The organism is Aeromicrobium sp. PFPM2_SD2, from assembly GCF_057364525.1.
This window is the reverse complement of sequence record NZ_JBNFNZ010000825.1, coordinates 1-532: the sequence shown is the minus strand read 5'-3', so window position 1 is coordinate 532 and position 532 is coordinate 1. Positions and strand designations below refer to the sequence as shown.

Here is a 532-nt window from a genome sequence, read left to right as displayed (position 1 = left end):
CGGGCGGGCGGCTCGTCGTGCACGGCGTCACGGCCGAGACCGAGGCGGTGCTGCTCGACCGCTACCGTCGCCACGGCGGCGAGCTCGTCCGCCTGTCCGTCGAGCGCGCCGAGCCGCTCGGCAGCTTCACCGGCTGGACGCGCGCGGCGGTCAGCCAGTGGTCCGTCACCAAGGGAGAGTCATGACCGTCCACTTCGTGGGGGCCGGACCCGGCGCCGCCGACCTGCTCACGCTGCGTGCCGTCCGCCTGCTCGAGGCGGCCGACGTCGTGCTCTACGCCGGCACGTACCTGGACGCCGAGGTGCTCGGCCACTGCCGCGACGACGCGCGCCTGGTCGACACCCAGCACCTGGACCTGGACGAGATCACCGTCCACCTCGTCGACGCGCACACGGAGGGACTGGAGGTCGTGCGGCTGTGCTCGGGCGACCCGTCGGTCTACTCGGCCGTGCACGAGCAGGCCCGGCGGCTCGACGCCGTGCAGGTCCCGTGGGCCGTCACGCCGGGCCGTGCCGGCCTACGCGCGCGCGCA

The 532-nt window shown here is 75.0% G+C and carries 1 protein-coding gene and 1 pseudogene; both read left to right on the top strand.

All coding sequences use genetic code 11. The features are described 5' to 3' along the window. Nucleotides 1-185, top strand: a pseudogene (locus tag AC2W7G_RS18335) (cobalamin biosynthesis bifunctional protein CbiET); the annotation flags it as partial. Then, nucleotides 182-532, top strand: a 351-nt coding sequence (locus tag AC2W7G_RS18330; protein WP_485869693.1) for an SAM-dependent methyltransferase, incomplete at its 3' end; no start/stop codon positions are given. The pseudogene AC2W7G_RS18335 and the gene AC2W7G_RS18330, both read left to right, overlap by 4 nt.